The 1,364-nt window shown below is 71.8% G+C and carries 2 protein-coding genes and 1 pseudogene; all 3 read right to left on the bottom strand.

The window, feature by feature from the left end:
* Positions 1–531: pseudogene (locus tag VXC91_RS45675) on the bottom strand (ATP-binding protein); the annotation flags it as partial.
* A complete protein-coding gene (locus tag VXC91_RS45670) occupies positions 528–1,112 on the bottom strand; it encodes a hypothetical protein (protein ID WP_329513224.1) in 585 nt (194 codons plus the stop codon). The pseudogene VXC91_RS45675 and the gene VXC91_RS45670, both read right to left, overlap by 4 nt.
* Positions 1,109–1,364 (bottom strand): hypothetical protein (locus VXC91_RS45665; RefSeq protein WP_329513223.1); only part of this gene is annotated, 256 nt, incomplete at its 5' end. The genes VXC91_RS45665 and VXC91_RS45670, both read right to left, overlap by 4 nt.

The raw sequence follows: 1,364 nt of genomic DNA, 5'->3' as shown, positions 1-1,364 counted from the left end.
CACTCGGGAGGCCTGCTCGCGGTATGCGCTCACCTCGGGCCGGGCCACTGGCGCCGGCCGCATGCCCAGCATTGGCGCGAGCTCGGCCCATGTCGCGCCGAGGGACGCGGACACCTGCAGGCCCGCGGTCTCGGTCTGCAGGGGCACGGCCAGCCACAGGGTGCGGTGGTGCATCTCCTGGTCGTCCAGCAGATCCAGGGTGGCCTCGACGTTCTCCACCCACGGGTGCCGGCCGGCACCAAGTGCCTGCTCGGCCGGTTCGATGCCCTCGATCATCCGCAGGGCGATCTCACCCGGGTCGACCTGGGCGCACATGCCGTACAGGCGCGGGGCCCCGGACAGCGAGCGCACCAGGTGGGTGATCTTTGCGAGCTGTTCGTCGCGGACGGCGGCGGGCACGTAAGTGCCCTGCACGGTCTCCTCACGGCGTCCCTGGGCGTCCGGGCCCGGGTGGAGGCGGTAGATCGCCCACACGCTGCCCTGCGTCGACCACACCAGATGCCCGGCGATGTGACGGATCGGAACCCTCACCGCGCACCCCCGCTCTGCTGGGCGAGCGCGAGCAGCTGCTGCACACCCGACACCGGCCCCGCCGCCACCGCCGGAGCAACTGGCTCTGTGCGGCGGGGTGCGGACGAGCGGTTTGTGGCCGGGCTCGGGTGCGGCGCCCGGGCTTGACGCCGCCGAACCGCACGGGTTGGCGCGACCTGCGCAGCGGGGCCCGGCGCGGGCGCGCCCTCGATGGTGAAGCCGCCGAGCAGCGGGTGGGGAGCGCGGTCGCGGGCGGCCCGCCCGCCGATCCGCCCTCCGCAGGGCTGCCAGCCGAGCAGCACCCAGCCCAAAGCGGCCTGCATCGGGGCACGGCCCCTGATCTTCGGCTGGCGCACCATCCAGATGACCAGGATCCACCCGACGATGGGGACGGGCCCCATCCACGACCACCAGCCGATGGTCTTGAGCAGAAGGAAGCCGCCGCCGACGGCGACCGCGATCTGCGCGGGCGTGTACGGGCCGAGCGGGATCTTCCAGTCCGCGACCTTGCCCAACACCCAGGGATGGCGGCGGGCAGCGGTGTAGAAGCGCCCCACCCGTGCCGCGGCTGTCGCGCTCACAGCCAGCCCCCGACGCCCGGCGAGTGGTCACGAGAGGCTGGAAGTTCGGACCGGACGACCCCAGGAACAACCGGCGCGCCCTTGGACGGGTTCTTCACCTCGTCGGTGAACATGTTCGCCAGGTCGTTGCGCGAGTTGTACAGACCGAGCGCGATCACCATCAGGAGCAGGGCACCGATCCCCGCTTTGAGGCTGAACTTCTGGATCATGATGACGACGACGAGGCAGATCAGACCGGCCTGCAGACCCTTC

This window comes from Streptomyces chiangmaiensis, from assembly GCF_036281785.1.
Lineage (GTDB): Bacteria > Actinomycetota > Actinomycetes > Streptomycetales > Streptomycetaceae > Streptomyces > Streptomyces chiangmaiensis.
This window is presented reverse-complemented; position numbering and strand designations above follow the sequence as displayed.